Consider the following 24734-nt stretch of genomic DNA (forward strand, 5'->3'; position numbering starts at 1 on the left):
CTTTTCCTCCGCATACTTCTGCGCTATCGCAGAACGGGCGTAATCGTAGATCACTCTTTCGTCGATCTCGCCGGTCACGAACTTTTCCGGTGGAAATCTCTTGATCCAGGCAAGATACGCTGCTTCCATCGCAGCAGCTTCCTTTTCTTTAAATACAACCGACTGTTCTTTACTGCGCGCTGCAATACCTTCCGGAAACCTGGTCAGCTCAACAGTTTGCAGCGAATCAACCGCTTTACTATTCTTCAAGCGATAGTAAAATTGCTGGGCAAGCAGCAGATCTCTTTCATTGCTACTTGCGCCGAGGCTGCTTAGTTTCTTATCCAGCAAGGCTTTATCCTCTTGATTGGCCGATGCTATCAGTTTATTAAGCAATCGAACTGTGGTATCGCCGGGCGATGTTTGTGCGTGGGCAATTTTACCCGTGCCAATTAGCACAGCAAGTACCCATAAACATGTGATGTAATTTTTCATATTCGCGGTGGTTTTTAAAATCTGTGGTGGTTTTTTTAGACAGTTTACCCGGCAAACGATGTTTGACACTACTGCAATGCCGAATTTGCAGGTCAAAGTCAAACCACAGGATGCCATAAGCAGACCTGCGGTTTAATTATTCTCTTTCGGGGTTAGCTAATTTTAATAACCCGGATTTTGTGTAAGGGTACTATTCAGTTGTCTTTGTGCGTCGGGGATTGGGAATAAAACAGAACGGGTAGCACTCCAGGTATTTGGTTTCAATACGCTTAATACTGCATTTGCCTGCCCTGTTCTCAATAAATCCAACCAACGGTGACCATACTCGCCAAACAGCTCAACTTTTCTTTCCTGTGCAATCGCGGTAAGTAAAGTAGTTGAAGATGACGCTACTGATTCCGATAGATTGGCTAAACCGGCCCGGGCCCTGATAACGTTAACATCTGCCGCAGCACCGCTCAGGTTTCCCTGCTGTGCCCTTGCTTCGGCCCTGATGAGATACTGTTCTGCCAGGCGTAGTACAACGTTAAACTCATTGCCTGCACCAGCCGTGGCAGCGGTATAAATTTTGTATTTATTGATGCGATAAAATTTGGATCCGCTTATTGTTGAATCCACCCAATTGGTTTTGCGGTTATCGCCGGCCTCAAAACTATTGGCAATAGTACTGGTGAGCACATAGGTAGGCGGAGCAATATTTGCGGCTGATGTAGAGGTACGATAAGATTGCGCAAATGATGAATAACCATAATAGGTAGCAAACTGCAAAATTGTTTCGTTACTGGTATTAATAAATACGGATGCTGTCGAAGCAAGACTATAGGTTCCGGAACCAATTACCTGCGTTGCCATTGCTTCGGCATTCACATAATCTTTACGATATAAATATACCCGCGCCAATAATGCAGTAGCGGATAGTTGATTTACCCTCGCCCTGAGTGTCCCTACATAAGTTGCAGGCAACAGGCCCTGAGCATCCTTTAGGTCACTGATGATGGAGGCCCAAACCTGGTCGGCCGAAGAGCGCGGCAGGTACGCATTGGTCAATGGATCATTACCCGTTAAAGGCACGCCACCATAAAAGTTAACCAGGTAAAAATTCACAAATGCCCTGAAAAACTTGGCTTCACCCAACAATTGCGATTTTACAGCGGGAGTTAATGTAGTAGAACTTGTAATACCTGCAACTGCATTGTTAATTCCAAGTAGTTCGGCATAAGCATATGACCAAAAAGTAGCATTTGTAGCGCTACCAATCGACAGGGCATTATTTTCGATCTCTGTAATTTCGGGAGTGGTTGTTAAGGTATAATGAAGCTCATCTGCGCTTACGCCACCGTAAAAAGCAACGCCTTGCTGCCAGGGGACCATAGAGTTATAGATACCATAATTATATAATGCAATAACAGCCGCAGTAGCGGTAGCATCTGTTTGATAAGCGGTAGAAGCGTTGATTTTATTCTGAGGAGCATCCAGTTCCACAAATTTCTTGCAGGAGGAAGATAGGATCATTGCCGGAAAAACTATGCCTGTCAATAACCATATTGATAAATTATATTTTAATTTCATGTTGTTCCGAATTATTGAAATGAACAGTTAAGACCAATAACCATTGTGCGCAGCTGAGGCATCGCTATATACTGACCGGTACCTAATCCTGGTGCAGCGCCCGAAACAGCTGTTTCCGGGTCATAGGTGTATTTCTGCTTAGCCCAGGTAACCAGGTTCTCTCCCCTTGCAAACACGGTTAAGCCTGATAAACTGATGGAACGAACCCATGATTTTGGTAATGCATAACTTAAACTCACCGTTTTTAACTTAAGAAATGACGCATCGCCCCAATTTGCATCCGATGAATTATAATTATAATATGGAGTAGTGCCGATGGTTGTTGCACCCGGATAAACTGAGTTGTCGCCCGGCGCTGTCCAACGCTGTAACGCACTTGCATTTTGGTTGGTTAAACCGGTTCCATAAGGATACGAAGAGGTGTTGTTAATATACCCCATACGGTGATTAAACAAAAAGGACACATCTAACTGTATGCTTTTATAAGTGAAGCTATTGGTCATACCTCCATAATACGGATGCCCTAATGGTGCCGGCTTACGGTCGCCCGCATATGTTATTGCCCCGTCGCCATTCAGGTCCTGATAGGTTGGCACTCCGGTTGCCTGGTCAATACCTGTAAAATGATACAATAAAGTTGCATTAACAGGCTGGCCCACGATGTAGCTTGAGCTATTAAAAAGCTGACCAGGGTTTTCAATCGATAAGATCTTATTGCGCTGAATAGTTAAATTGAACGCCGTTACCCATTTGAAGTTTTTATGCTGAATATTCGTGGTGCTTAATTCAAATTCGAAGCCGTTGTTTTGAACAACTGCCGGAAAATTTGTTGTATAGCTATTGAAGCCCGCCTGCGTTGGTAACGCTACTGAAATCAACTGATCAGATGAGCGGTTACGGAAATAGTCTGCCTTTAAATAAACCCTGTCTTTAAAAAAGCCCAACTCAACAGCTACATCCAGCTTTTTATTGGTTTCCCAATGCAAGTTAGGGTTGGGAACAGAGGATGAATAGATAATAGATTGCCCCTGGTAACTGTTGGAAGAACCGGTGGTATTAAAATAAGCATCGTATAAGTAATTTTGAATTTGATCATTACCGGTTAAGCCATAGCTGCTGCGTAACTTACCAAAGCTTATCCATGACAGGTTTCTCATAAAAGATTCCTGCGAAAAGATCCAGGCGGCACCTACTGCCCAAAAATTCCCGAAGCGGTGGTTCGCTCCAAACCTTGATGAGCCATCCCGGCGAAACGTGCCATCCAAAAGGTATTTATCATCCCAGTTATAATTTAACCGGGCAAATAAGGCGGCATATTTATAATCAGAGTTGTTGCTGCCATAATTAATGATCGACGCTGCATTGTTCAAATTACCGATCAGGGCATCACTACTAAATCCTGTTCCCAATAAATTTAAACCATCAGTAAGCGTACGCTGAAACGTTGTACCTGCTAATGCCTGCAAGTTCCCTTTTAATATTTTCTTCCGGTATTCAACCTGGGGCTCCACGATATAGTTGGAGTAAGTATTGTTGGCATATCGCAACGTATTACTTGGTGCAGATAAAACTACATTTGCCGGGTTCAGGGAAGTCAGCGGCGTCTCCAGTGTTTGTTTAAGACCGGTTGCCGAATATCCTAAATTTGCTTTTACGCTTAAACCCGGCAGTAAATGATAGTAAACATTCATATTACTGATCAGGTTGGTTGTGGTATTGGCCGTTGGCCGGAGCAAATAAGCTAATGGGTTGGTTATTGAATTATTCCAATACAGGGATCCGTCTGCATTACGGGTAGGCAGGTTAGGTGGCAAACTGTATAGGGTAGACAGGTCAGTACCGATCAAATTATTTTGCATATAACCATAGTTCACATTAAGGTTGATACCAAAATTCCCATCAGCACTCTTATGCCCTGCGCTTAAGCGGTTTGAAAATGTATTAGCCCCAAAACTGCCGGGAAAAACAGTTCCCTCATGACGATAATTTGAGCTGAATAAAAAAGTATTCTGCGCGCTACCACCGGAAACAGCTATGTCTGCATTGGTGGTATGGGCCGTACCTCCTATTAACTGTTTTTGCCAGTTAGTATTCGCATTTTGATCCCAAACAAGTAGATCGGGCGCATTAGTTGCCGTTGGCGTTACACCCGAAGCCGCGAAAGCTGCTTTGCGCATAGCCAGGTAATCAGTTGTATTCAGCATGTCAATAAAGTGACCAACCTTACCAACACCCTGGTAAAAGTTTACGCTATATTTTGTTTTACCGCCTGTACCCTTTTTGGTGGTTATCAAAACAACGCCGTTAGCACCTTTCGATCCATAAATAGCTGTGGCATCGGCATCTTTTAAAACATCGATCCGTTCAATATCATCAGGGTTGATCATCCCCAGCGGACTGATCTCGCCGCCATTAGCACCGCTAACACCATAGGCATTGAGCCCGTCTGATGCAGGGGTACTACCATTGAATAGCGTAAACGGGATACCATCAACCACATAAAGAGGCAGGGTACCACTTGATAATGAACCAATCCCCCTGATCTGCACCCGGAAACCGCTACCAGGTAAACCATTGTTTTGGGTGATCTGTACACCCGGAAGTTTACCCTGCATGGCCGCCAACGGGTTAGAAACCGGTTGATTCTCTATGTCTTTGGCAGTAATGGAACTTACAGCGCCTGTATTGTTTCTTTTGGTTGTAACACCATAACCTATTACCTGCACCTCATTTAAACCGTTTTGAGCCGGTTTAAGCCTGATCTTAACTGATCGTTGTCCCGAAAGAGGCACTTCCTCGGTAATAAAACCGATATAACTAACAATTAAAATATCATTTCCGGATGCTACGGTAATGTTGAAATGCCCATTATAATCACTGGCAGAGCTTACAAACCTGTTTCCTTTTACCCTAATAGTAACACCGGGAAGAGGTCGGTCCTCATCGTCGACAACTATACCTGTAACCACCAGTGCTGGAGCCTCCTGCACCTGTTTCACAAGCACGATCAGGTTGTTGTTAAATATTTTATATGTAAAGCCGGTGTGTTGTAAAATAGTATTTAATATATCGGCTACCGTTACATCGGTAACTGAAAGATTGATCCTGGTATCCGATTTGAACAGGTTGTTATTGTAAACAAATTTATAAGGTGTAGTTTTTTCAATTGTCCTTATAATTTTGCTGATCTCAGCATCCTTAACACTCATTGACATGCGCACTTCCTGGGAGAATACAGTTGCCGAAACAGAGAGGCAACTGAAGAGGACCAGCATAAAAGTTAACTTCATAACAAACAAAATTTTACCAATAGGGGGAATAGGGAAAACGGCACCATTATCTGTGCTTTTTTGCATAATTTTACATGATTTAAAAGTTTTGACATTTGAAGCAGGTGACAACGCCAATTGATTAACCTGTCTTCAGTGAGAATTTTAATTCGCGAGGGGAGATACGTTTGTATTCCCCTTTTTTGCGTTTTGGGAATCTTAGTAAATACTGATTATATTATCCTCCTTTCTGTATTTAAAGTTTCCGGATAATTTGAGGGCCTCTAATACTTGTGTAATGTCTTCATGATCAAACGTGGCCGTAAAATGATAGCTCTTTACATCGGGGTTAATGATGTTGATCTTTACGCCATACCAGCGTTCCATCTGAACCGCTATTTCATCAAAAGGCTGGTTAAAAAATGTTAGCTTATTTTGGGTCCAATCGGTTTCAACTACCGAGTTACCATCTGTATTCTTAGTAATATTACGCACTACGAAAGGGGCTTGAACTTTTGCCGTGCCTGCGGTAATATTTGCCCCCTCATTATTAAGCAAAACCAGTTTATTATTAGGGTTCAACAAAATTTTGCTTTTGGCTTTGTTGTTCAGGGTGATTTCTACAGCCCCCTTAATTAAAGAAGCTTCTGTTGTTTTATCAGAAGGATAGGCCTTTACGTTAAAAATAGTGCCGATATCTTTAATGTTAATTTTGGCGGTGTGGACTATAAAGGGCTTTTGAGCATTGTGTACAACATCAAAATAACCTTCGCCCTCCAGTATTACATCGCGCCGGCTGATATTATAACTACCGGCAACCGTTAGTTTACTCCCTCCATTTAAAATGATCGTTGTTCCGTCGGTAAGGGTAATTGATTTCTTTTTACCCAAGGGGCTTGAAAAACTAAGCGCTTCGTTTATTACCGGCTCTTTACTTTTTTTGACATTAAGTAAGTAAGCAGCAAATGCTATCAGGAAACAAGCAGCAATGCTTGTTAAGGTCATCACCAGTTTCGTATTAGATCGTTTAAGTGGGATTATCTCTTGGACATACGCCTCATGCGGAACAGGGTTAATGTCCAGTTGCCCCAGGGCTTTTTTGAAAACATTATAGTCTGCCTTGAAATCCCGGTCAGTAATATTTCCATTGAGCAGATAATAAAGGGATTTGGCACTATTAACGACCTCCTCTTTTTCAGGGTGATCTATCAGCCATTCAGTCCAAAAAGCTACCGCTTGTTCGTTGGTACCCAAGCAATATTCCTGAAACGAAATATCAGATAAGAAATCTTCAATACCAAAATCAGAATAGTTCATTTTTCTAAAATTTCCCTATTGATGCTTGGCATTTCAATTTTTACTACGAAAAATTGAATATTTTTTAACTTTTTTAATAAAACAGGCGTTTTATTCGAAAGAAATCAGGAGATACCTGCTCCCATGGCAAATAACAGCAAACTCACAACAGATAACAGGTAATAAGAATCTTCATTACCTTCTTTTTTAAGGTCATCTTTCAATATTTTCAATGCATCGTACACAATATTGTAAGCAGTACGCTTAGATATATTGCATTTAGCTGCTATTTCATCGTAATCAAGATTGTCAAAAAACTTCAGCTGCAATAATTCTTTCTGCCTTTCAGTAAGTTTATTCAAGCTTTTTGTTAATTTATCTTTAACGATCAAATCGGTTTGGATCCTGGTGATATGGTCTTCGTAGGATAGCTCCAGCTGGTCTGTTAAAGAGTGGGCATGGCTCTCTTTAACTCCTCTTAACTTATCCGATCTGATATGTTGCAGCATAACCGTTCGTAAACAGGTTAATAAGTAACTTCTTACATTTTCAACCTCTGGTAATTTAGCCCGTTTTTCCCAAAGGCCGAGCAGCATTTCAACAATGCAGTCGTTCGAGTATTGCCTGTCGCCGCTAAGTTTAATACCATAATTGATCAAGCCCAGATAATGCTGCCTGTACAAATTATGCAACCCCTCTTCGCACCCGTTCGTAAACTCGTTCCAGGTTATTCTATGTAAGTTAGGGGCTTCCATTTCCCAAATATAAACTTATTGTAAAAAAATTGGCCAGCATCTTGTCGAAAGACCAGCTCAACCTCCGATCTCATTTAAAATAGACCTACCATATCAATTAATTTAGCCTGATCGAGACCTGTTGTGTAAATAGCTATGCCCCTGCGACTATTTTCTGTAGATACGCTGCCAACTTATCAATACTGGCAGCAGCAAATGTAATTTGTTCCTGCGCCTCCTGCCAGTTGCCCTGTTCCAAAGCCTCCCTTATACCGGGCAGGGTTTTAACACCATATCCGGTGTAGAAACCAGGAGCATACAGAGTGTGTTTATACCATCCCCTTCTGGGTAACCCATTGGGCAGTAACAACTGTTGCTCGGCCTGGTATAATGCTTTATTAACGGCTGCCGTTTTGTTAGCAGGCAAGTTTTTCAGCTTTTCGGCCAAATTTCCGGAGGCGCTTGTTAAAGCTGATAACGCGTTTTTTATTGAGGTAAAATCAAGTTTGGGTACTTCCTCTTTTTGCGACGCAGCTTTTAAAGGCTTTTGCGGATCCTGAGCCAGCTGGTAAATATTTTCTTTGACCAGTTGATTTTCGATAGCCCGATTTTCGCTCAACTGGGTATTTAGAGTGATCAGTTCATTAACATAGGTATCTATCGTTTTATTTAAAACCCGGAAATCAAAAGGAAGCACGTCAGCATCAGCCAGTCTAAGCGTCACCCTTCCGGCTGTTTGGGCTAAGGCAAGGCCATAGCTAAAACCGGGATCTTTAAAACGTGTATAATCATCGTACGAATCATAAATGGAGTGGTACTCACCACCCGCGTCTTCACCGCCAAAGCCTAAATTGAGCGATGGTATGCCCAAATGCTGTAAAAAAGCGGAATAATCAGATCCTGTACCCAATGCCTCTATCGAAAGCTCGTTTTTGCTTAGCAATTCTTTTTTGTCCTTAAGCGGAGCTTTAGCGATCACAGCAGCCCTTTTCCGGTCATAAATGCTCACTTTAGTCTGCGGATCAGTCACATCTTTGGCTACCTCATTTACCAGGTTGGTTAACGCGTGTGAACCGCCCGCTTCAAGAAAACCCCGGCCATTACCATCTGAGTTGATGTAAGCAACCGCTTTCTGTTGCAATTCGGCACCATGGTCTTCTGCCCATTCGGTAGATCCCAGTAATGATGGTTCTTCGCCATCCCAGGCAATATATTTCAAGGTACGTTTGGGTTTGTACCCGTTTTTAACCAGCAACCCAATCGCTTTTGCTTCTTCCAGTTCTGCAGCTAAACCACTGATCGGGTCGCCGGCTCCGTTTACCCAGGCATCATGATGGTTACCGCGCACAACCCACTCATCCGGATATTGCGAACCTTTTATAGTAGCAACCACGTCATACGCCGGTACAATACTCCAATTAAATTCCAACTTCAGATGCACTTTGGCATTACCCGGGCCAATATGGTAGGTTATGGGCAATGCACCACGCCATTCTTCAGGTGCAACCGGTCCGTCAATAGCCGCCAGTAGAGGCTGGGCGTCATGATAGCTGATAGGTAATACCGGGATCTTCAACAGGTTTTTTGCTTCGCTTCTTTCAATTCTGGCGGCTTTTGCTGTTGCGCCAATATTGGGAGTAAGCGGATCACCGGGATAGATCACCATATCCATTACCGAGCCCCTTTGTACCCCGTATTCATTTTTAAACGCGCCTTTAGGATACACATCTCCCTGGTAATAACCATCCTCTTTGGGGTCCGAATAAATGATACAACCTATAGCTCCATGTTCCTGCGCTACCTTGGGTTTTATACCACGCCATGAGCGGCCATAACGTGCAATTACAATTTTGCCTTTTACACTGATGCCCAATTTATCCAGTTTTTCATAATCATCGGGCAAACCAAAATTCACATAAACCAGTTCGGCAGTTACATCCCCATCAGCGCTCCAGGCATTGTAAGTGGGTAACTGGTCTTCCTGCCCTGAGGTGGCATCTTCTTTTAAGGCAGGCTCTTTTAAAAGAGCAGTATAACTTGTTGGGGAGGTCAGTTCCAGTACTCTTGTTTTTGGTGTTGGAAAAAGTACCTGGTATGTTTCAATTTTGGCCTCCCAGCCATAACTTTTAAAAGCAGCAAGTATGGACTGGGCTACAGCTTTACCATTGGCCGACCCTAATTCATGAGGTTTAGCCGAAAGTTGTTTTATGGCTTGGCCAATATGCTCGCTATTAAGCTGTTTATCAAACCGGGCTTCAATATCACTTTGTTTACCGGCAGCTTCAGTGTTAAAGCCACTGATAAGTTTTGTTTGTGCGTTTAAATTATAGCCGGTAATAAATAATGGTAGTATAAGGAATTTAGTAAAGTTTAATTTCATATCTAATGATCAGGAACACTGCCCAGGACTGTTAATTATGTTAACGAATGGTGGCAAATATAATTAATTATACATTTAATCCATGGACTTAGTAGTTATTTATCAAATTATCTGCCTTAGCTAACCAAGTGTAGTTGCCCCCGGTTGGCCCCTCCTGTGTTTTATCTAAACTATTGTAAGGCATATACCCGATCAGGAGTGCTTTATTATATTTGCACCGGCTTAAACCATCACATTCAGCAAAGGTATAGCTCCCGCTATTAAATAATGTCTTAACTGATGTTTATAATCCTCAAGGTATTGCTGTAGTTTTTCTGTTGAAATTTCCCGAATTGAAACCGCGGTCATCGCCAACTGCTCTAATTCAGTCAAAAATGCCATGTTTAGCGTTTTATCGGAGCTGAACATCTTTTTTGAAATTATTAGTATCGCTTCGTTGTTGCCAGATAATCCCGATACATAATTTCCTTTGCCAGGTACAGAAATTATCATTCCCGAAATTTTAAGTTTTTTGTAAGCTTTTTCCACAGAGTCCCTGCTTACAGCAAATTGTTTACTGAATTGATTGATAGACGGTAGCCGTTTACCTTGCACTAAAACTCCATTAAGTATACCTGTAGTGATCGCCTGTACAATTTGCGCCACTACAGGTACGCTGATTTCTTTGTCTGCCTTGAAATTCAACATGGCCGTTTATTGTTAAAATCAATTCTGAAATATCGCTGGATATTTCCTGATGAAATATACTTCCATACTTAGCCACGAACCCCAATTGGTTCCGTGTAAGTTTACGAATCCAGCAAAAATTAAAAAACGCGCCCTTTGCCGGGCGCGTTGAGTTAAATAACATAGATTAATAACCTGGGTTCTGCGTTAATTTCGGGTTGATCTGTACCTCCCGCGCAGGAATAGGGAACAGCAATCTTGAAGTAGTAACGTTGTATGACGCCTGGACCGGAGATATACCGGTAGGGTAATAATATGCTTTCGGGTTAGCTTTTATCTTTGCACCCTGGGCGTTCATCACGGCCGCAGCGGTACCGGTTCGCACCAGGTCAAGCCAGCGTTTATTTTCAAAGGCCAATTCAATTTGCCTTTCATGCAAAATTGCGTTTCGCAAAGTGGCCTGATCTGCCGCCGCTATCGGGGTTAAACCTGTACGCACGTTGGCATGCACCTGATTTAAGGCCGTCAATGCCTCGCCTGATTTGCCCTGCTCGTTTAAGGCCTCAGCCAGTAACAGCAGTGTTTCGGCGTACCGGTAAACAGGAAAATCGTCATTGGTATTCGGGGCTATCTTTGCTCCGTGAACATACTTTTTGATGTAAGGAATATTTACATAGATCCCCCCTGTGTAAAAGCCAATTGAAGCATTCAAACGCTTGTCTCCCGCTTCATATGCAGCGATCAGATCAGGCGTGGGTGTATTCCAGCCAGCATAGGTGTTACTTGAACCCGACGGAAAGCCGGAGATCACACCAGGATCGGCCAATATGGGCAAAAAGTTATAAGCGAAATTGCTTGCCTGCCCGGCCGCCGGATCGTCCCAGTATTGAATTTCAAATATCGATTCTGCGTTATTTTTATTATTCGGATCAAATACAGAAGCATAATCAGGCAAAAGCGAGTAGCCGGATACATTCTTTAAAGCGGTTTCGGCAGCGGCCCATTGTTTCAAAACAATATTCACATTCCCTAACAAGGTATAGGCAGCTCCTTTGGCCACATGGCCTTTGGTTTGGTTAGCGGGCAATGGCAGCAGCGCCGCGGCGGCGGTAGCATCGGCAATAATTTGTTTATACACATCCGCGACAGCAGTTCTGCCTACTTGAGTTTGATCATAAGTAGTTGGCGGAGCCAATACCATCGGTACATCGCCAAAATATTGCACCAGGTCAAAATAAGCGAAAGCGCGTAAAAATAAGGCCTGTCCTTTGTCATTGTCCTTAGCGGTACCCGTTAGCCCAACGTTATCTATTTGGGCAAGCACCTGGTTTGCCCTGCCAATAATAATATAGTCGTTATCATATTTATTTGATGCGCCGCCACCGTTCACATCATCCAAAAAAGTTTCTACTCCTTCACGGTCGGCATAGCCACGGTTGGCAAAATTGAAGATAAAGCAAGTGTTATCTGATCTCATTTCGCCCATTGACCAGGCTCCGTAATCAGCCAGTCCTACTCCATACAGCGGCCTTAGCGGCACGTAAATACCTACAACAGCCTGATCAAAATCGCTTTGCGATTTATAAAAATCAACGGCACTTAATTGGCTGATCGGGGTTTTATCTAAAAACTGTTTCTTGCACGCCCCAAATAAAAGGCATATCAATAATGCCAGTAATATCTTGTGTTTCATGATCTTCGGGATAAAAATTAAAAGTTACAGTTTGCACCAAATGTGATAGTACGCGGAACCGGGTAATTAGAATAATCGCTGCCCAGGTTCAGGGGGCTTGCCTGGTTACCATATGCATCGCCCGAAGCCTCGGGGTTTGCGCCCGGATATTTGGTGAATACAAACAATTGCTGACCGCTGGCGTATAATCGTACCGAATGGATGTATTTGTTGTTTTTAACAGGTACAGTGTAGCCTAAGGTTACATTTTTGACAGTTAAGAAACTTGCATCATACAACAACCTTGAACTGGCATTATCACGCTCATAACCAGTAGTTCCGGAAATGTCCTTCCCATACCTGCCGTCGCCAACATCAGTAGGTGATCTCCAGCGGTTGGCTACGTCTCTGGTCACGTTAAAAGCGCCATCCAGGTTTTCGGTAAAGGGTTCAATACGGTTGGCAAGTTTGTTACCATACTGACCTGCCACAACAACCGACAGATCAAAGTTTTTGTAAGCAAAACTATTGGTCATACCATACACAAATTTTGGCGAAGGGTTTCCAAGCACTTCCTTGTCCCGGTTATCGAAGGTGATCTGACCGTCGCCGTTAATATCTTTAAACCTTGCCATACCCACTTCCATGCCCGGATACTTAGGAGCGGCATCAAACTCGGCCTGGTTGTTGGCAATACCATCAAATTTGTAAGCATAAAACTGGCCAAGCGGCTGTCCTACCTGAGTAATGGTAAGGTCGCCGTATATAGCGGCATTAGCAGTGCCCAAAGCCAGTACTTTGTTTTTGTTAAAGGAGATGTTGAAATTGGTGTTCCATTTAAACTCCCCAACAAGGTTTTTGGTTGAAATATTAAATTCATGCCCCCAGAACTTTAGCTTTCCTACATTGGTGGTATAATTGAAAAAACCGGAACTGATCGGGATATCAACCGAATAGAGCAGGTTATCGGTTATTTTATTGTAGTAATCGTAACTAAAGGAAATACGATTGTTCAAAATGCCTAAGTCAATACCGAAATCTGCCTCTTTTGAGGTTTCCCAACCCAGCAAGGTATTATTTAGGCCGGCAATACTGCGGCCATTTGCCAGTGAGTTATTAAAGGGATAGTTGGTGCCAACTACTGTAGCATACTGCGTGTAGTTACCGATATTGTTATTACCTATTGTACCATAACTGGCCCTGAATTTTAAATTGGACACGGTTTTAAAAGATTTCATAAAATCCTCGTCCGATGCCACCCAGCCGGCCGAAACTGAAGGAAAATTACCATAACGCCTGTCGGTACCGAAACGGGATGATCCGTCGCGCCTGATCGCGGCAGACAGCAGGTACTTATTGCTGAAATTATAATTTAACCTGGCAACGTATGATAACAGCGTGAACTCCTCAACACTGCCGGTAGCAGTAAATGTAGAAGCAGCGTTAATGGTTTGCACCAGGTTATCGGGGAAATTGCTGGCGTTAATGCTGCTGCCTTCGTTCCTGAAATACTGCGAGGTATAACCAATCAGTGCTTCAAAATTATGTTTGCCTAAACTCTTTTTATAATTCACCGTGTTTTCCCACAACCACGAAAAATATAAATTATTAGAGGTGGTGGCATGGATCCTGGAAGCATCCGTAAGGCTGCCCGGATTAAAAAAGCCGCCGTTAGTTGAAGGTGTAAAATTGTTGTATACCGCCTGGCCGTAGTCAACATTGATGCTTGACTTAATAGCGAGGCCTGGTATAGGATCGGCCTCCACATACCCGTTGGCTAATAAGCGGTTGGTTTTTGTGTTGTTTTTAGTGGTGTAAAGTTCATTATACCAGTTTGGTGCATCAAGGGTACCATAGCCGGATGTATTGATCGGGATGCTTCCGTCCGCATTTTTAAAAGGCGCCAACGGACTTGTCAGGATAGCACCCTGTATAATTCCCGATGTATTATACCAGATCCCATCGGATTGCGGCGTGTTGTTTTCAGAAAAAGTTGGCGCGACATTAGCACCCAGCTTAAACCAATCGTTAACCCGGTAATCGGTATTGGCCCTTATAGAATACCGTTTATAGTTTGATTGCCTTAAAACACCGTCCTGGTTAAAGAAACCGATAACAACGGCAGTACTTAACTTATCTTTGTTTGAATTGATGGAAATGCTGTAATTTTCAATGGGAGCAGTGCGCAAAACCGCGGAATACCAATCAGTTCCTTTTCCCAATGAAGCTGGGTTTTGGAACAGTGGGTCTACCGCCTGCCCGTTATCTGTAGCTACTTCCTTTTTAAACTGCGCAAACTCCTGCGCGTTCATCATATCCGGACGGCCTTTTTGCGGAACAGCCTGAAAACCTCTGTAAGCATTTAAGCTTACCGTGGTTTTTCCGGCTGAGCCATGTTTTGTAGTAACGATAACCACACCATTGGCAGCACGCGAGCCATAAAGAGAGGTGGAAGATGCATCTTTCAGCACCGAAATATTTTCAATTTCATCAGGGTTGATGTTACTGATATCACCTACAATAGGGAAACCATCAACCACGTACAGCGGGTTATTGCCTGCCGAAATGGAAGCTGAGCCGCGGATACGTACAGCCATGCCCCCACCCGGCGTACCCGTAGTTTGCGTAATTTGAACACCTGCAAGCTTTCCCTGTAGTTTTTGGGTAAACTGGGCTGCCGGTTGGTCCTGCAGCTCTTTGCCGCTCACTGTTTGAACGGCACCAGTAATCTCTCGCTTTGATTGTGAACCATAGGCCAAAACAACTACCTCATTAATGGAAGTGGTTAAAGGCGTTAAACTCACGTTGACCGTTGTTTTACCCCCCACCGCAACTTCCTGCGGATTGTAGCCCACAAATGAAAAAACCAGGATCGCGTCCGGCTTTGCGGTAAGGCTAAAAACACCTTCGGGATTGGTATTTGACCCGGTAGTAGTGCCTTTAACAGTTACGTTAACCCCTGGCAAGGGTTGGTTTTTCTCGTCTTTAACAACACCTGTTATTTTGGTCTGAGCAAATAGCCCGCCCGAAAACAAAAGTGCCAGGAGGAAAACGACGAGCGACCTCCGGTAAAATTTGTAAAATTTTCTGTCCATAATTTAAAAGGTTAAATAAGTTGAATGAGGCGGAGCCCCGGTTTATATTGGCTTCAATGAGTCTTTATAACTCAATTAGTCAAAACTAACTATTGCCGTTTTTGCAACTGTCATTCACTTACCTCCCACCAAACCGGGCAGATCAGATTATTTGAGATAAAAAGTTTTGAATTCTGCAAAATTTAAAATACTTTGCGTCATAATAACTCAATGAATTTTATTAAATTTGAGTTACAGGGCCCGTTATGAGAAACTTTCTCAAGATATTATCCATCAATAAGGACTCGATGACGCCAATGTATCATCAGATCTTTAATTCCATTAAAAACGGGATCGAAGACGGAGTGGTGGATCAGGGCGATGTATTGCCATCCATCAATGACCTTTGCCTTGCTTTGGATATTTCCAAAAAAACGAGTGAAAAAGCTTACAATCTGTTAAAAAGGAATGGTTTCCTGGCAAGTGTTCCCGGAAAAGGTTATTTTGTTGTTAACCCGCAACTGCATGCCCGAAAAAAGATATTACTGCTGTTTAACAAGATCAGTACCCATAAGAAGATCATTTACGACAGCTTTGTTAACGTGATGCAGCATAATGCCACCATTGATCTTTGCGTATATAATAACGATATCCACGAGTTATCTAACCTGGTAACCGAAAAACTGCCCAGTTACCACGTGTTCGTGTTGATACCACCTTTTATTAAAAATGATACGCTGATCTATGATATTATCCAGCAGATCCCGCCCAAACAATTGTATATTCTGGATAGGCACCTGCAATACAAAGATCTTTACCGCGGCGCGGTTTACCAGGATTTTGAAAAGGATATCTACACCGCCCTTGATTCTATGCTCAACCGGTTAGAAAAATATGAAAGGCTGAAAATCGTATTTCCGGAAGATACCGCCCATGCTGTTGAGATATTGAACGGATTCAAAAAATTTTGCCGCAAAAATGTTTTCAACTTCAATATCATTACCGAGGTTGAAAAGGAAGAGATCACTAAGGGAACTGTCTATATCAGCTTAATGGAAGATGATCTTGTCATATTGATCGATAAGATCCAAAATTCGGGGCTGAAGCCCGGATCAGATATCGGGATCATATCCTACAATGAAACACCGCTTAAAAGAATGGTACTGAACGGGCTTACTACTATCTCTACCGATTTTAGGGTTATGGGCGAAACCATGGCCGGGCTTATCCTGAATGATAGCAGCCAGCAGGTGCCGGTACCTTTTCACACCATTTGCCGTAATTCGGTTTAGGTTCTATATTTCACCGCTGAGGCCATCCCGTAATGCCTGGTTATATTTCTCTACATCGAATGAATACAAAAAGGGGGCTTTGTGAGGGACTCCGGTTTTCTTTTCCTCCTGGTAGGTGAGGAATTTTGACGACAGCATTTTCCGGTTAAAATTTGCACGGTCCAGCTTTTTATCAAGGATTGTTTCGTACAACTTCTGCAAATCAGAAAGCGTAAACTTCTGAGGTAGCAAATTATAGCCAATAGGTTTATATTTAAGCTGTAAACGAATAGACTGTAGTGCCTTATCGAGAATATGATTATGATCCAGGATCAGTTTGCCTACATTGTGAATATCCCACCATTCGCAGTAATCAGATAATTGATTAGGTTTAGGCACTACTTTTGAAAACTCTACCAGGGCATAAAGGCCTACAGTGAGAAACCGTTGGGTCACCCAGTTATCCTCAGGCATATCGATACCGATATTTTTAAATTCGGCGCGGGTAAGATTATGCCGGGTACGGTAAGGATCGCTGAAGGTATGAAATTGCTCCAAAAACGTATCCTTTAGCCCGGTTCTTTCAAACAAGGTGCGGTAGCCGGCTTCTTCCACCGTTTCCTCTCGTTTAACAAAGCCTCCGGGCAGCGCCCATTCTTCTTTCTGCTTTGGTTTAAGTAGCAATACCCTTAGCTGATTATCGTGAAAACCCAACACAACACAGTCAATAGAAATATGCGGCAGGTAATGCTTATCGCCTTCCAACACAATGGATTTCCAATCTTCCTGCTTTTTCATGTCCAAAAATAATAATCTGCCGAATAAATTGTTTTATTGAGTCAATTATACTCATTAATATTAATGTATTTTAGCAATCCCCTAAATACCTATAAATGCGTAAAGTCAAACAGATTGGTCTTTCTGAAATTTGGCGCCAACGCCTGGGATATGGTGTAGCCGATTTAGGCTGCAACCTTGTTTGGCAAATGCTAACGCTTTACCTGATGTTTTTTTATACCGATGTAGCGGGCATATCTTCAGTGCAGGTAGGCATACTTTTTTTAGTAGCCCGAATCATCGATGGTAATGCAGATCTTTTGATGGGGCTCATCATCGATAAAACACGGAGCCGCTGGGGCAGATCGAGGCCTTATTTTTTGTGGGGAGCGTTACCGTTTACTGTATTTTCAATAGCGGCCTTCTATGTTCCTAACATCTCCGTTTCGGGGAAATTGATCTATGCCTACATCACTTACACCGGGCTGTCGTTGGCGTATACGATGGTGAACATGCCCCTCACGTCGATACTGCCCAGCCTCACAAATGACGCCCACGAACGCACCGTTTTGGCAACCTCACGTATCCTTTTTTCATTTGTGGGGGCTACCGTGGTCGCGGGCCTTACTTTGCCCCTGGTTAAATCGCTCGGCCATGGTGTGCAAAAAGATGGCTTTTTCCGAACGATGATCATTTACGCCATAAGCGGAGGCTTTTTTATATACCTCACATTCCTTAATGTGAAAGAAAGAACAAAAGCAAGGCCTGAAAGTCCAAGCTTTAAAGCATCTTTCTCTGCACTAAATGGAAACAGGCCATGGCAATTATTCGCGGTCAATATCCTGTTTATGTGGGGTGCCTATTTTTTGCAGCAAGGCACATTATTGTATTTTTACACTTATAATGTTTCGCGGCCAGACCTCGCAGGCTTGATAGCAACCATACTTACACTCGTTCCGCTGGCGGGGACGGCCTGTGCGCCTTTATTGGCCAAACGCTACCAAAAACGCAGCATATTTCTTATTTCCAGCGGCATACATTTAACGGGGATCCTGATCATGATGGCGGCGGGCAACTCGACCGTTGGCTTGATTGCCGGTTCGGTTGTATCTGGGCTGGGGTTTGGATTGCGTCATACTATTTATTTTTCTATGCAGGCCGATCCTGTTGATTATGGCGAATGGAAAACAGGCGTTAATGCCGGAGGCCTGATAGCAGCTGTTAACCAGTTTACCGGCAAAATAGCCATGGCAGGAAGCGGAGCACTGGCCGGCCTCATGCTTACCTGGGGCCACTATCTCCCTCATCAACAGCAAACGCCTGCGGCATTGATGGCCATAAAACTCAATTATCTGTACATTCCCGCTTTTTTGGTCATTATTTCCATGATGATCATGAGTTTTTACAGGTTAGACAAAATTCTCCCGGAGATAAAAGCAGATATTGATCACAGGAGCCGCGATTCGGCCGGAGTTGAACCTCCACCTTTCTGACCCGAAGCCTTTTCTTCTTTAATTCCTGTTCAGGACGCTACATGTTGCAGGATGTTGGTGTATGACAGCTATAGTCTGCCATCTGTCTAATTTCGAGTGATTTGCAAATCACCTCAAACCAATTAGTAAATAAACCACCTGTAACGTAACCTTCTTAAATTACATCGCCCGTCGTAAAAACGCATTTGCGTTTTAAATGATAGGATGGTGGTTTTAGGGCAAAAAAGGCGGTTTCACCAATTAACCCTACAAATTATGAAACACTTCATCAGTTCTTATTTATTGCTGTTTTTAGCCATCTGTTTATCATTTACAGCCTGCAAAAAAGGAATAACAAATCCCGGCAAGGCCACAGCTGCCAATGGCACAAACAACCTCCAGGACCACGCTTTTACAGCAAGCAGCTTCCTAAAAGTTAGCGGTAAGGTATTAAAGGACAATTCCGGCACTGGTTCTGTAGTAAACCTCCGGGGCACAAACTTAGGTTCCTGGCTAAGCCAGGAAGCCTGGATAGGCCCACTGGGTACCGGAGCCTTAAACCGTTTGGGCTGGACGGCAACAGCATCCGGCACCATGACCGGTACCACCACCAGCGCAATTTTTGACAACGATCTAAACACGCGCTGGAGTACCGGTATTGCACAAGCCCCGGGGCAATGGCTTAAAATAGATATGGGCTCGTTGCGTGTATTTGATCAAATTGGCATCGACGCCGGCAATTTCACTACCGATTACTTAAGGCAATACCTCGTTCAAACATCGGCCGATGGAGTTAACTGGACCAATGTTGGATCGGGCACCGGCGCTAAGTTTGTATCTGTTAATTTTGGTGCTACGCAGGCCCGATATATCCTGATATATCAGCAGGGTACGGCTTCAGATGCCTATTGGTCGGTTGCCGAAGTTAACGCGTACATGAACGATGATACCAGCTTAAGGAATACCTTTATTACCCGTTTCGGACAGCCTGCTGCCGATAATTTATTGGATACCTTTCAAAATGTTTGGATCACAACCAGCGATCTTGATAAAATAAAGGATATGGGCATGAACATGGTTCGTGTACCTGTTTATTGGCGGGAGCTCATGGACGATATCGGCGTAATGAAATCGAACGCATTTACGCAACTGGATTGGCTCAGCACACAATGCACTTCCCGTAACCTGTATATCATTATCGACCTGCATGGTGCTCCCGGCGGATCCGACGGTTACATAACCAGCGGGGAGGCTGTAAACAACAACCTTTGGACCACGCCCGCTTACCAAACCATGACCGTAAACATTTGGAAAGCAATAGCAACCCATTTTAACGGCAACCCCGCCATTGCTGCCTATGACCTTTTAAATGAACCCGTAACCAGCAGCAGCGCGTTAAGTATTAAGGCTTTTTACAATACACTTTATACTGCCATCAGGGCAATAGATGCTGACCATATTATTTGCATGCAGGCCTTTTATAATTTTGACACATTGGGCTCACCAACCTCAAACGGCTGGACAAATGTACTTTACCAGGCGCATTACTATGATACTAACACAACCAACTACGCCGAGCAAAGCGGTTTTATTGACAATAACCTGGCCGACATGGATTCGCACCGGCAAATGTGGAACGTACCTGTGTACGCGGGCGAATATAATTACTGGTTATTCCTGGACTTGTGGGGGAAATGGATGAAGGGTTTAAACTCGCACAACATGTCGTGGTCAAATTGGACCTATAAAAATATGACCACCGGTAACAACTGGGGGTTTTACCAGGGGAACACTAATGCGGTGCCCGATATGAATAACGACGCCTCTGCTACTATTACTTCCAAATGGAGCAAGTTTGCAACATCCTTTTTCACTGTTAACCAACCGTTGGTTGACACAGTGAAGAAATATACCACTGTTGCAGCGGCGCCCTTAGATTAAGGACTATTAACCCAAAGGCGCCGTGATGTGGACGCCTTTGGGTATTGTTTTGAAAATTTGCATGACAAACACCTTAAATCAAGAAATAGCTAATCCCCCTTAACATCACGTTATCATACTATTTATGCACGGCATCATCGCCCAGGCCAACACAATATCTTGCACCAGCCCGGTTATCGACTACTTGCTTAAAGTGGTTTCGTAAAGCACCCTGCCTTCATCATTAATGGCATTTACCCTAAGTTTATTGGCATTGATGGAGAAGTACATAAAGCCATGTTCGGAAGCCTGGAAACGGCTATAAGGAATACCGGCGGCAACCTCGGTAAGTTCAGAACCGGCACCTGATATAAACTGGTGCGTATACCTATCAGCCTTTAAATGTTGCAGCGAATGTTCGTGGCCCGATAAATAAACATCAACCTTATGTTTTTCGAAGATGCCCGATAATGCTTTCCTGATAGCAAGCGTATCATAATTCTTGATCCTTGGGCCAACGGTATAACAAGGATGGTGACCAATAACAATTTTCCACTTTACATCGGCAGATGCTTTGGAAAGCGTGTCATCTATCCACTGCAATTGTTTTTTGGGTTGACGTTCTTCAAAATCATAAATAATAGGTTGGGTATCTATGAATACAAACAGTACTTTTCCATCCTCCTTATTGATGTTTATTTCTTTACTGTAGTATAATGCCGGCATGTTCCAGCGGCGGCTTATTTTGCTGTAACGCACCTGTGCATCCGGATCGGTACCGTAATCATGATTGCCCAAAACAGGGTACCAGTCATCTTGCAAAGAGTGCGCCGTATAAACATTTTCGAAAGAGTAATGCCAAAGGGGATCGTTTTCACTTACCACACCTTTGGGATAAAAATTATCACCTACCGAAATAATGAATTTGTTGGCATGTGTGGCAGCCCATTTCCCCATCTGATCGGCCACCTCTTTTTGGTGGTATTCGCCGTTGCGGCCCCAATCACCAATGGCCACAAAATTCAGGGGATAATTCTCATCGGCAACAACGGCATTTGACAGGTCATCACTTTCCAGATACGTTTCCCGGCTGCCAGCCAATGTTTCGAGCGGGGCAATAATTGATGCGCCCAAAGCCGTTAAAGCCGTTCCCTTGACAAAATCTCTTCTTTTCATATATCGTTGTTATTTTTTATTGATCAACTGATTGGGTTTTCCCTTTCTTTTAACCAGGTCAAAAGCATCGGCAATTTCGCCGGTGGCCAGGTATGCTTTAAATTGCAGCGTATCGCCATCAATATTGATGGTTTGGTAAATCTGGGTATGGTTAATGATGATATCGGCCCAATCCATCGGCTCGGTCTCATACATTTTTGAACCGCTTACTGATACCACATAAACTGTATGCGAAGTGGCCAGCGGGTCACCGTTAGTAAGACCTATTTTACTCATACCACGGGCATAAGCATGGTCATGGCCCTGCAACACAATATCCACCCCGTACTGATCAAATATGGGTTTCAAATACTCGCGCGATTTTTTGTTATCCCGCCCCTTTTTTGTCGAATACATAGGATGGTGCATAACCACGCAGGTCCATTGCTGGTGATTTTGCTTCAATACATTGTGCAGCCAACCAACCTGTCGTTGGATACAATCATCAGAAGGGGCTTCCTCGATCATCTGCGTATTGAGGGATATAAACCTCACACCCTGTATATCTGTATAATAACAGCTGCCCTTCAAAAACTCATCATCAGGGCCATTTGTGGGTAGGCTAAATTGTTCGTTCCAATAAACGGACAGGTGAGGTTTGCCATCATCATGGGTATATTCGTGGTTACCGGGTGTCATTAAAGCGGGGGTGCCGGCATGGATATAACTGCCTGCAGCAAACCAATCACCCCATTCATCATTCTTGTTGGCGCGGTTTACCAAATCGCCAGCATGAATTACCAGTTGCGCCTCAGGCAGCGTTGCGTAAGCTTTGCGTATAACCCGGCTCCATAAAGGTTTTATACCTACCTGCGCATCGCCCAGGTAAATAAAACTTAGTTTAGCCTTATCAACCTGGCTTTTAGCTGTACGGAACTGAAACCACTCACTCCTGTTTTCACCATATCCTACGCTATAAGCATATAAGGTATCAGGTTGAAGATCGTTCAAAGTAACCCGGTGATTGATAAACCGGATATTTTCAAAACTGAAGCTTTTTGAAACGGCATTTACTGTTTTAGCTTTTGCTACAAATTCGGGATGCGCATCGGCTATGGTATATTCTACCGAATTTACTTCAGAGGTCAATGCAGTTCGCCAATTGATGGTAATACTAACCGCCGGGTTTGGGGTTACAGTTAATAGTATACGGTCGGGAATTTCGGTGGCCGGGTAATTTACTTTATCGGGATCCGCACTCAATAATTTCACCGGCGAACCCATAACAGGCAATAAAGCGCCCATTTTTAAAGTACGCCCTATAAAACTCCTTCTTGCTATTTTGCTCATAAAACATTGGTAAAAGGATACAGGACAGCAAGGTGCATTCACCTGCCGTCCTTATCCTTATTCACTTATTGTGTTGGTTTTAGGGGATAATCTTATTTGAGATACCACATTTTGGTATTGATATCGTCGGCACCAAATACCGCGATAGCCGCACGATAACTGTCGTTATTCACGTTAGGCTCGCTGGTTGGCCAGCAATACCTTACCGGGAACTGCGGTTGGAACGCCATAGGCCCTGCCACAAACTCCGGAAAACCTGTACGGCGGAAATCAAACCAGCCTTCAGATCCGCGGAACAGCATGGCCAGCCATTTTTGAATGATCAACTGTTTTTGCGTACCATCATATTTCACCAATGGCGAATCATAGTAGGCCTGGGTTACTGCCTGGGCCTTCACTCCATAATAATCCATTGAGGCCTCAATGCCATCATGATACAATGATTCGGCAGTTTTAGAAGGTACAGTTACCTTCCCCGTTTGTGCAGCTTCGGCGAGTATGAAACATACTTCCGGATAGATCATTAAGCTTGCTTTTAAACCGGTAGCCTTATCCTGCCTGAAAAATGAGGATAATACCGATTGATGGGTTTCGCCGCCATTATAATCTGCAGGATTGGCAAGTGCATGAGGCACACCCACATATTGGTTATGATCAACCGTTGAACCTGTAGTTGAAGCAACAGGTGCCACCCATACTGCCAAACGCGGATCATTACGGGCAATAAGGGCATCAACCAATTCTTTACTGGCTTTCGTTTTGGCAAAATCGGCATCGATCATGTTTTTGGCACCACCAGGCCAGCTATCGTCTTTTTTAACACCCTGGTATATTACCTCGGCATTATCAGTATTAGCGGTGAAAATCGGATACTGATCACTGTTGTTAATAATCTCCTGCATATCTGTAAACGCTTTTGCATAAACCTTAGAGCAGCGCAGCAATAATCTTAAGCGAAGCGAATTAGCTAACTTTCTCCATTGCAAAGCCTTGCCTGCATATAAAGCATCGGCATTTACATCAATGCCGGTACCAGCAGTACGCAGTTGCTCGTTGGAATCTTTCAACAATTGAAGCAAGTTCATATAAATATCCTGTTGCTTATCATAAACTGGTTTTATGTTACCTGTACTTACTGATTGCAGCGCCTGTGAGTATGGCACATCACCATACAAATCGGTTAGGTACGATATATTAAAGGCCATCAAAATATTACCAGTTGCTACGTAAACAGGCTGTGCTGTGGTTGTGGCCTCCTGCTGCATGGTTTTGATGATCATGGCGCGCTGGTAAATATCGTTCCAGTCAACGGCCGTCCACCTAAAAGTTTCGTAGTCGTTATTACGAACCAGGGTGATATACCTACCCAAGGCTGCCGGGCGGCGATCAAACGCGTTTTCCTGGTAAGCGTAAGCGGTTTGCGTAATGGCCTCGGTAAAATGATATTCGGGGCGGGTTGACGACGGGCTGTTATTGTTGGTATTGATCTTTTGGAAATCTTTGGTGCATGATGTAAAAAACATCGCGCCAATTGCTAAATATAAAAGGGAATAAGCTTTCATGTGTTGATTGTTAAAAATTGGCACTCAGTTTAAAACCGTATGAGCGGGTTCCTGGTAGTGTCCAGTGACCAACGCCCTGGTAACGCAGGCCAG

Annotated in this window: 16 protein-coding genes; 3 read left to right on the forward strand and 13 right to left on the reverse strand. The window is 43.5% G+C overall.

The window, feature by feature from the left end; all coding sequences use genetic code 11:
* The 9 genes from VF500_RS01965 to VF500_RS02005 all read right to left on the reverse strand — a co-directional run.
* Nucleotides 1–474, reverse strand: a 474-nt coding sequence (locus VF500_RS01965) for a hypothetical protein (protein WP_330858064.1), incomplete at its 3' end; no start/stop codon positions are given.
* A gap of 162 nt (nucleotides 475–636) precedes the next feature.
* Complete coding sequence (locus VF500_RS01970) at nucleotides 637–2043, reverse strand: RagB/SusD family nutrient uptake outer membrane protein (protein WP_330858065.1); 1407 nt, start codon at nucleotides 2041–2043, stop codon at nucleotides 637–639.
* 11 nt (nucleotides 2044–2054) lie between these two features.
* Nucleotides 2055–5399, reverse strand: a complete 3345-nt coding sequence (locus VF500_RS01975) for a SusC/RagA family TonB-linked outer membrane protein (protein WP_330858066.1) — start codon at nucleotides 5397–5399, stop codon at nucleotides 2055–2057.
* A gap of 132 nt (nucleotides 5400–5531) precedes the next feature.
* Complete coding sequence (locus tag VF500_RS01980) at nucleotides 5532–6629, reverse strand: FecR family protein (RefSeq protein ID WP_330858067.1); 1098 nt, start codon at nucleotides 6627–6629, stop codon at nucleotides 5532–5534.
* A 104-nt stretch (nucleotides 6630–6733) separates the two neighbouring features.
* Complete coding sequence (locus tag VF500_RS01985) at nucleotides 6734–7363, reverse strand: sigma-70 family RNA polymerase sigma factor (protein WP_330858068.1); 630 nt, start codon at nucleotides 7361–7363, stop codon at nucleotides 6734–6736.
* 133 nt (nucleotides 7364–7496) lie between these two features.
* Nucleotides 7497–9722 (reverse strand): M28 family metallopeptidase, encoded by a 2226-nt coding sequence (locus VF500_RS01990; protein WP_330858069.1) that lies wholly within the window; start codon nucleotides 9720–9722, stop codon nucleotides 7497–7499.
* A gap of 222 nt (nucleotides 9723–9944) precedes the next feature.
* Nucleotides 9945–10409, reverse strand: coding sequence for a winged helix-turn-helix domain-containing protein (locus VF500_RS01995; RefSeq protein WP_330858070.1), 465 nt, complete (start codon nucleotides 10407–10409; stop codon nucleotides 9945–9947).
* A 166-nt stretch (nucleotides 10410–10575) separates the two neighbouring features.
* Entirely contained in the window at nucleotides 10576–12081 is a 1506-nt protein-coding gene (locus tag VF500_RS02000) for a RagB/SusD family nutrient uptake outer membrane protein (protein WP_330858071.1), read from the reverse strand.
* A gap of 17 nt (nucleotides 12082–12098) precedes the next feature.
* Nucleotides 12099–15155 (reverse strand): TonB-dependent receptor, encoded by a 3057-nt coding sequence (locus tag VF500_RS02005; RefSeq protein WP_330858072.1) that lies wholly within the window; start codon nucleotides 15153–15155, stop codon nucleotides 12099–12101.
* Nucleotides 15156–15400: 245 nt separating this feature from the next.
* On the opposite strand from VF500_RS02005, the gene VF500_RS02010 reads away from it, so the two are divergent.
* A complete protein-coding gene (locus VF500_RS02010) occupies nucleotides 15401–16426 on the forward strand; it encodes a GntR family transcriptional regulator (protein ID WP_330858073.1) in 1026 nt (341 codons plus the stop codon).
* Nucleotides 16427–16429: 3 nt separating this feature from the next.
* Here VF500_RS02010 and VF500_RS02015 read toward each other — a convergent pair whose 3' ends face one another.
* A complete protein-coding gene (locus VF500_RS02015) occupies nucleotides 16430–17203 on the reverse strand; it encodes an NUDIX hydrolase (protein WP_330858074.1) in 774 nt (257 codons plus the stop codon).
* A gap of 95 nt (nucleotides 17204–17298) precedes the next feature.
* Here VF500_RS02015 and VF500_RS02020 point away from each other — a divergent pair, with 95 nt between their 5' ends.
* Nucleotides 17299–18675, forward strand: a complete 1377-nt coding sequence (locus tag VF500_RS02020; RefSeq protein ID WP_330858075.1) for a glycoside-pentoside-hexuronide (GPH):cation symporter — start codon at nucleotides 17299–17301, stop codon at nucleotides 18673–18675.
* A gap of 255 nt (nucleotides 18676–18930) precedes the next feature.
* The gene (locus tag VF500_RS02025; protein WP_330858076.1) at nucleotides 18931–20595 is read left to right on the forward strand and encodes a cellulase family glycosylhydrolase; all 1665 of its coding nucleotides are present in this window, start codon (nucleotides 18931–18933) and stop codon (nucleotides 20593–20595) included.
* Between the two features lie 180 nt (nucleotides 20596–20775).
* Here VF500_RS02025 and VF500_RS02030 read toward each other — a convergent pair whose 3' ends face one another.
* The 3 genes from VF500_RS02030 to VF500_RS02040 form a co-directional block, all read right to left on the reverse strand.
* Nucleotides 20776–21750 (reverse strand): tartrate-resistant acid phosphatase type 5 family protein, encoded by a 975-nt coding sequence (locus tag VF500_RS02030; RefSeq protein ID WP_330858077.1) that lies wholly within the window; start codon nucleotides 21748–21750, stop codon nucleotides 20776–20778.
* 9 nt (nucleotides 21751–21759) lie between these two features.
* Nucleotides 21760–23079 carry a metallophosphoesterase family protein gene (locus VF500_RS02035; protein ID WP_330858078.1) on the reverse strand — a complete coding sequence of 440 codons (1320 nt, stop codon included), beginning with the start codon at nucleotides 23077–23079 and terminating at the stop codon, nucleotides 21760–21762.
* 92 nt (nucleotides 23080–23171) lie between these two features.
* Nucleotides 23172–24641 carry a SusD/RagB family nutrient-binding outer membrane lipoprotein gene (locus VF500_RS02040; RefSeq protein ID WP_330858079.1) on the reverse strand — a complete coding sequence of 490 codons (1470 nt, stop codon included), beginning with the start codon at nucleotides 24639–24641 and terminating at the stop codon, nucleotides 23172–23174.
* Between the last annotated feature and the right edge of the window lie 93 nt (nucleotides 24642–24734).

The organism is Mucilaginibacter sp. (assembly GCF_036383575.1).
Lineage (GTDB): Bacteria > Bacteroidota > Bacteroidia > Sphingobacteriales > Sphingobacteriaceae > Mucilaginibacter.

Coding starts and splice junctions, on each gene's coding strand:
- VF500_RS01970 (WP_330858065.1), bottom strand. CDS start 2,043: ATGAAATTAAAATATAATTTATCAATATGGTTATTGACAGGCATAGTT.
- VF500_RS01975 (WP_330858066.1), bottom strand. CDS start 5,399: ATGCAAAAAAGCACAGATAATGGTGCCGTTTTCCCTATTCCCCCTATT.
- VF500_RS01980 (WP_330858067.1), bottom strand. CDS start 6,629: ATGAACTATTCTGATTTTGGTATTGAAGATTTCTTATCTGATATTTCG.
- VF500_RS01985 (WP_330858068.1), bottom strand. CDS start 7,363: ATGGAAGCCCCTAACTTACATAGAATAACCTGGAACGAGTTTACGAAC.
- VF500_RS01990 (WP_330858069.1), bottom strand. CDS start 9,722: ATGAAATTAAACTTTACTAAATTCCTTATACTACCATTATTTATTACC.
- VF500_RS01995 (WP_330858070.1), bottom strand. CDS start 10,409: ATGTTGAATTTCAAGGCAGACAAAGAAATCAGCGTACCTGTAGTGGCG.
- VF500_RS02000 (WP_330858071.1), bottom strand. CDS start 12,081: ATGAAACACAAGATATTACTGGCATTATTGATATGCCTTTTATTTGGG.
- VF500_RS02005 (WP_330858072.1), bottom strand. CDS start 15,155: ATGGACAGAAAATTTTACAAATTTTACCGGAGGTCGCTCGTCGTTTTC.
- VF500_RS02010 (WP_330858073.1), top strand. CDS start 15,401: ATGAGAAACTTTCTCAAGATATTATCCATCAATAAGGACTCGATGACG.
- VF500_RS02015 (WP_330858074.1), bottom strand. CDS start 17,203: ATGAAAAAGCAGGAAGATTGGAAATCCATTGTGTTGGAAGGCGATAAG.
- VF500_RS02020 (WP_330858075.1), top strand. CDS start 17,299: ATGCGTAAAGTCAAACAGATTGGTCTTTCTGAAATTTGGCGCCAACGC.
- VF500_RS02025 (WP_330858076.1), top strand. CDS start 18,931: ATGAAACACTTCATCAGTTCTTATTTATTGCTGTTTTTAGCCATCTGT.
- VF500_RS02030 (WP_330858077.1), bottom strand. CDS start 21,750: ATGAAAAGAAGAGATTTTGTCAAGGGAACGGCTTTAACGGCTTTGGGC.
- VF500_RS02035 (WP_330858078.1), bottom strand. CDS start 23,079: ATGAGCAAAATAGCAAGAAGGAGTTTTATAGGGCGTACTTTAAAAATG.
- VF500_RS02040 (WP_330858079.1), bottom strand. CDS start 24,641: ATGAAAGCTTATTCCCTTTTATATTTAGCAATTGGCGCGATGTTTTTT.